Genomic DNA, 6,666 nt, shown 5'->3' with positions numbered 1-6,666 from the left:
GCACCGCCGAGGCTGCCGGCACCGCCGACCGCACCGCCAAGGGCGCCGCCGACTGCACCGCCGAGGCTGCCGGCACCGCCGACCGCACCGCCAAGAGCGCCACCGATTGCACCGCCGAGGCTGCCGGCACCGCCGACCGCACCGCCAAGGGCGCCACCGATTGCACCACCGAGGCTGCCGGCTGCCTTGCCAACGCCGCCGGCTGCCTTGCCAACGCTGCCGGCTGCCTTGCCAACGCTGCCGGCTGCCTTGCCAACGCCGCCGGCTGCCTTGCCAACGCCGCCGGCTGCCTTGCCAACGCCGCCGGCCGCCTTACCAACGCCGCCGGCCGCCTTGCCAACGCCGCCGGCTGCCTTGCCAACGCCGCCGGCCGCATTACCAACGCCGCCGGCCGCCTTGCCAACGCCGCCGGCCGCCTTGCCGACGCGGCCGGCTGCCTTGCCAACGCCGCCGGCTGCCTTACCAACACCACCAACCGATTTGCCAACACCGCCAACCGCCTTGCCGGCACCGCCGGCTGCCTTGCCGACGCCGCCGGCCGCCTTACCAACGCCGCCGGCCGCCTTGCCGACGCCCCCGACCGACTTGCCGACGCCGCCGGCCGCCTTACCAACGCCGCCGGCCGCCTTGCCGACGCCCCCGACCGACTTGCCGACGCCGCCGGCCGCCTTACCAACGCCGCCGGCTGCCTTGCCGACGCCCCCGACCGACTTGCCGACACCGCCAGCCGCCTTACCAACGCCGCCGGCTGCCTTACCAACACCACCAACCGATTTGCCAACACCGCCAACCGCCTTGCCGACACCGCCAACCGCGCCACCGAGCGAATCCCCGACCGACTTGCCGACGTTGCCGCCGGATTTACCGATGCCACCGACGGATGCACCGACGCCGCCGCCTAACGATGAACCGACACCGGCCCGTCCGCCACCCGGCGAGCTTAAGCCGCCTGCCGAGGCTGCCATGGTTGCCAGCAACGCGATGGTTGCCGTGGAGAGTAACAAATGAGAACGCTTGTAAGTCCTGGACATGGCACACACCCTCCTATTGGTTTTGTGAATGGGGATTCGTCTGAAGCAACGATTGAATTCCGTCAAACAATTCGTAGATAAATCTGGCAAAATAGCGCTTAATTTGCTCAAGATTCTTTAAATATTCGATCATAACGTATTTCAATGATCGTGATTTATTGGATATTTTTACGGTTATTCTTCTTAGAGTTATCGATATTTCGTGAATATTATTTATAGGAAGATTATATTTTATGGATTTGCCTTCCAAATCGACCGATAGGCATGAACAGAACACGAGGCGACGAAAATCTATCGGTGGAAACTTCGATACGGATTTCAATAATTCATAGTAAATTCTGTGCTGCTGGTAGCAATACATAATATATTCCCTCTCCAAACAGAATTTAGAGCGCACGAATCCTGCACGGCTTTGGAGCCGTTACTTAGAACTACCTTACTCTGTCATATCTTCGGAAAGAGGTCTTTGCCGATTACGCGGAAAGTATTGATCGAAACTACCGATTCTGAAGCATGCCAATGGCGGAGATCGACGTCCGCACCGCAGCCCCGTCGGAGAATGCTGTGAGTACAAGGAGTGACCGACGGGCAAACAAGTGTCAGTTCAACAGGCTCAATTTGGCAAAACGAAAGGGATCTGCCCCATCGAGGCTCTTCGAAATTGCGTCTGGAGTGAAACGGGATCTGCCTTTGTCGATCAGGATCCAGACCCTGGAAAGTCGAAGTGCCGGCAAATCCGATCAGGATTCGCCGACTGGGGTTGTACCGACCGAGAGGGCGATCGCGAAGCGCAGCGGTTAGGCGGTGAATGGCGCGCTTTTTGCAAGGTCATGTTCGCCCACGGTTCCTCTCGCTGACGCCGCTGACAGCACTGGCCGTCTCAAGAGACGGTGGCAGCTCCGGCTCGCTCGCCTGCCCTTGTCGAGCACTTAGTGCCTGCCTCAAGGCGCGCGCCCGGAAATTTGCGGCGGCGGGAAAGGCGTTCGTGAAATCACGAGCCTAGAGCGTGGGAACGATCCCGATACAGATTGGAAGATGATCAAACGGTAGCCTTCCGAAGAAGGGTGCGCGCCCAATCGTCAAGAGTATCGTGATAAACACCACTGTCCGATTCCTGCACTGTCCCATCAGGGCAAAGGATGGCATACGGCTCGGAACATATAACACCTTCAACGACCGGCTCGGACCAGCCGACCAGACCTCCTTCGTCGAAAGTAATCTGCCAAGCGGTGATTGGCGAGCGGCCGAAGCCTCGTAAGCTACCCGGCACAGGCCAGATGACATAATATCCAGCAGCCGCTGCGATGAGCTGAATGGCCATGTTTTAATCTCCCTCCCAAAATTCGACGCACAGCTAAAAATGGCCAGAAGAAGACGAGAACGCGACCTGAGCGGCAGAGGATTGCAGCCCTCATACCGATCCGCGGGCGTTGCAGGCGCCGGTTGGGCATCTTTGGCCGGTGGACCGGCTCTGTTCCCCTTGCCTCTAGCTCAGATCGCTGTTGTACCGATGTATCAGTTTGGGCACGAGATTGCGGCGGAAAACTGGCAAGCGAAGCTTACAATTGCTCGAACACACTGCGCCGCCGCGCTGGCTCTTGTACAAAGCAACGATCCTGTTCAATGCAGCTTGTCAGTGGGCCAACGAAGGCCATTTCTAGATCTTGTTTTCTCGCCGTCCTGCCATGGCAACAGACCTACAGGCGCGGACGCGACGGGCTCCCAGGACAATCATCCGGGAGAAACCCAGATCATCGAACAGGATGTCACGTGAGGTGGCCTGCTCGCTCGCCCAGAAGGGCGCTGTCGTGTTTTGAGCAGAAACGCCGATACATGCAGTACCCCGATATGAAGTGTTCGACATCATCGATGCGTATCCGGAATCCATGATGCCGGATGAAGAAACTTCCGACTATCTGTCGAGGCTTTCGAAAGTACATAGCGAGTTCCGGATAGAAATGGCTGTAGCGTAGGTGCTCTGCCCGGTGATGAGCGGTTGCGAGCAACGATGCCGCCGACATTGGGTTCAGCGTGTCGATTTCGACCGCGCCCGTCGTTTCGACCATCTCAAGAGTTGCCACGAGCAATTCGAGAAAGGTCGGAAAAGCCGTGTCACGACGGTGGATGAAATCCAGGTTGCCAAGTGCGTTCTTCAGTCCGAACTCGACATATCGCCGATCCGGATCGTGACGCGTGATCTCGGCAGCGGCATAGGCCTGCCAATGATCGAAATGCTGCCAGTGATCGACACGCAAGAAATACTCGAACGCGAGACGAGCACTTTTCAGCCAGACCGGATCTGAATCAAGCTTATAGAGCCTTAATAGAGCTAATACTGCTTCCCCGTCATAGAAAATGATACGGAAGGTGTCCTTCACGGAAAAGTCGGCCCCATCCAGCACATGGACGAATTGTCCGGTCTGGCTATCGAGGAAACGATCGATGATCGCTCTACCGATTTGGCGAGCGGCATCCAGATACCTGCGGTCACCTGTCAGTTCGGTGTATTTGACGACCGCAAGGATGAAGACAGCTTGTGCACCGAGCCGAATCTCGCCCTTGTTCGCGTGGTCAACGACAACTGCGTGCTCCCCCAAGGGGCGCAGTGTCTCACGAAGCACAAACTCAATGCCGCGAGGCACGCCGACAGCAATCGTGTCATTGCCAATGGCCTCCCAAGCCTCGAGCATGGAATAGAGTGTGCCGCTGTGGCGCAGGATGTTGTAAGTGGGGATCGCTTCGTGCCCAACGGGAAAGAAGCCGTAGTGAAATGAACCGTCATCCCGCAGTTGCCGGGCTAGATAGAGCCCGGCCTGTTCAATCAGCTCGGCGACCGTATCATGTGCAACCGGTGCTTGACGGATACCATTACCATAGCCGACGTTGATGAGCGGATAAGCACATTCCGCAGGACCCGAACGGTCATAAAAGACACCCGCCGTCTCGAACGTATACCATGTATCTCGCTGCACGATTTCCGGCGAAAGCTCCTGTATCCCGCGCGAAGTTCGCAGGTGTCGATTGATGCGGTCAAAGCGGAGAATAAGGCGTCTGTCGTCATCGAACCCAATCCCGCCAATACCATTAAGTTCCTGTTCCAGAAGGGCTGCATTGAAATCGGGATCGAAGGAGATTCCGTGCCGGAAGAAATTCCGGCGAGTCATTGCAATTCTCTCGATCAATACACGAGGCTGGTGCGGCTTTATCGACCAAACAAGGTCGGCTTTGATCCATCGCCAGTCTTCTTCATTAGGCATTCGTTTGCGAAGCTTGTCGAATGCAGCCTTCCAGCAACTGTCCAGTGAGTTGCCAACCCCGCAGGCGCATAGCGCACGGCTTGCGGTGTCGGACGCGGATAGGAATATGATCAGTTTCGGTTTCCGGCCAAAGTGGTCGGCAGTTTGCTTTATGGCTCTCGGAACATGTGGCTCCAGGCGCTCCCGGACCACCTGAAGAGTCGACTTTAGCGGTCGCAATTGCATACGCCGGTCTCCGATGCCGGCCTCCCGCCGCCTGACATTTGACTCGCGAAACGATCCTGCCTTTGAACCTTTCGACGTCGGTGTCGTCAACACCAAATTCTTGGGCGACCCTCCAAACAGGCGGAGGCTCTCAGTCGGGCGCACGGATTAACGCACGCAAAGAACCTGCAACCTTGCTGTGCCATCCTTGTCGTGCCGACCACGGCTTCAAAACGAAGTAGTGGAAGACGACGAGGCGCTCGCACGCGGAAGGTCCGGCTCACCTTCGATCTTGCCGGCACCAATGGGATGCCATCATCGGCTGCCACATTCCATTGTAATGCAGCACAAGGCTTTGCAAGCGCGAGTAACTGTCGTCGATCAGCGGCGCTTATGTTGGCCTCCCCGAGCGGGGGCATCAAGCTCGTCGCGGGTGTGGAAATCCGCCAGCAGGTGGCCTTGCTTTCCGTGATCCGGACGTTCACGGCTCTTGATCGTGACTCACAGGTAGCAAGGCCGCACCGATCGAGAGCTCATGCCAGCCAGGAGTTCCAATTTAGAATTTGGCGTCTTGCTGCATTGCAACATTAACGGCGGCGGCATAGTGTGGGATCGGGGCGGTGTCGCAAAAGCATTCAGTCGGCGAGAATTTCCATATGGTCCTCCCACGACGTTCTGACGCCCAGTCCCTCGAGGCAATCGCGCGCAATGCCAGTTCGTTCCGTCGGATTGCGGCGCGGATTCCAACTTATCTAACCGACCTTCGGGAAAACCCTGCCTGGTTACCAATGTTCGTTCTCGCCCGAACGATGCCAGGACGACGCGTTCATTGGCTGACGGCAAAATCGGTCAAGCCAACGGAAAATTCCAACGCAACGATGTTCGCGGGCGTTGATCGGAATACGGTTGTCGAAGCACTGCGTTCAGAAGGGCTATTTTCGGGATTTTTCCTGCCGTCATCGATCCAGCAAGAGATCACCCATTTTGCGAAGCAAACGCCATGCTTCGGTAATTTTGATCGTCGTCTCGAGTTCCTCCCGACAGATCATTTGGTTGCTGAAGGCGATTTTGGGCGCGCGCTACTCAGCGGGCATTATTTCGAGCGGATACTGAAATGCGATGCGGCTCTCGCTGTTCAGCGAGATCCTCTCCTGCATGAAGTGGCAGCCCATTATCTCGGCGCTCAGGCGCAGCTGATCACCACGCGCGTCTGGTGGAGCTTTCCGACACAGTCCGTCTCGGATGCCGAGAAGAATCTCGCTTCATTGGACAAATACCACTTTGATCTCGACGACTGGCGAATGCTGAAGTTCTTCTTCTACCTGTCCGATGTCGACAACGATTGTGGGCCGCATGTCTATGTTCGCGGCAGTCACAATCGTCGGATTATCAAACATCAACTGACCCTTCTCGTCGGTCATCCCGCCGACGAAGTTCTAGGCGCGTATGGTACGGACAATGCAATCACGCTGACTGGACCGGCCGGCTTAGGCTTTGTTGAAGACCCGTTCGGCTTTCACATGGGAACTGTACCGAAGCAAGCACCGCGACTGATGATGGAGGTTGGCTTTGGCGTTTCACGGCCGTCTCGTCGGCGGTTTCATGGTGAGCCTGTCATTCGGTAGCGGAGACGCGAAAGGTGCCGGCTATGGGCGGGCAACATATTGTAAGGCGATTTCGTACGCCAAACAGCACAATTGCCGGTAAAACAATGCCGAGAATGGCACCGTTATTGATAGGCTATGCTGGCCGCGAGAGTATATTGTGGCGCCCTTGCTGAGAATGCCGGTTGGCCGACCGCACCTGATGCTGGCCGACAAGGGATATGATGGCGACGCCATTCGTGACGCATTGCTCGTGCAAGGCATCCTGCCGGTCATTCCACCCAAGTCAAACAGGCGGGCTCCTGCAAACTGCGATTATCGTGCCTACAGGGATCGCAACCGTATTGAGCGCATGTTCAATCGGCTTAAACAGTTCCGCCGCATCGCTACTCGCTACGACAAGACCGCCAGTTCCCTCGGCTTCCTGTACCTCGCCGCAGCAAAACTCTGGATGCCATCTTTTGTCAACAGGGCACTAGTGTTCTGTCCCGCAAATAGCTTTACATAAGCGTTCGATCTTTTCGAGGATTTCTTGGCTTGTGGCGGTCCAGACAAAAGGTTTCGCCTTCG

At 57.1% G+C, this 6,666-nt stretch carries 5 protein-coding genes; 2 read left to right on the top strand and 3 right to left on the bottom strand.

Annotation, left to right across the window (positions count from 1 at the left end; genetic code table 11):
• The 3 genes from BM413_RS32165 to BM413_RS32150 all read right to left on the bottom strand — a co-directional run.
• A partial coding sequence (locus tag BM413_RS32165; protein WP_210189023.1) for a hypothetical protein occupies nt 1–1,031 on the bottom strand: 1,031 nt, incomplete at its 3' end.
• Nucleotides 1,032–2,070: 1,039 nt separating this feature from the next.
• A complete protein-coding gene (locus BM413_RS32155) occupies nt 2,071–2,352 on the bottom strand; it encodes a hypothetical protein (RefSeq protein WP_091918896.1) in 282 nt (93 codons plus the stop codon).
• A 445-nt stretch (nt 2,353–2,797) separates the two neighbouring features.
• Nucleotides 2,798–4,288 (bottom strand): poly(glycerol-phosphate) alpha-glucosyltransferase, encoded by a 1,491-nt coding sequence (locus BM413_RS32150; RefSeq protein WP_175544535.1) that lies wholly within the window; start codon nt 4,286–4,288, stop codon nt 2,798–2,800.
• A gap of 860 nt (nt 4,289–5,148) precedes the next feature.
• Here BM413_RS32150 and BM413_RS32145 point away from each other — a divergent pair.
• Both BM413_RS32145 and BM413_RS32140 read left to right on the top strand, forming a co-directional pair.
• Nucleotides 5,149–6,117 carry a phytanoyl-CoA dioxygenase family protein gene (locus BM413_RS32145; protein WP_091918894.1) on the top strand — a complete coding sequence of 323 codons (969 nt, stop codon included), beginning with the start codon at nt 5,149–5,151 and terminating at the stop codon, nt 6,115–6,117.
• 181 nt (nt 6,118–6,298) lie between these two features.
• Nucleotides 6,299–6,604, top strand: coding sequence for a transposase (locus BM413_RS32140; protein ID WP_244538151.1), 306 nt, complete (start codon nt 6,299–6,301; stop codon nt 6,602–6,604).
• Nucleotides 6,605–6,666: the final 62 nt, after the last annotated feature.

Source organism: Mesorhizobium sp. YR577, assembly GCF_900116595.1.
Taxonomy (GTDB): Bacteria; Pseudomonadota; Alphaproteobacteria; order Rhizobiales; family Rhizobiaceae; genus Mesorhizobium_M.
The sequence above is the reverse complement of the archived record's forward strand: the minus strand, read 5'-3'. Positions and strand labels throughout refer to the sequence as shown.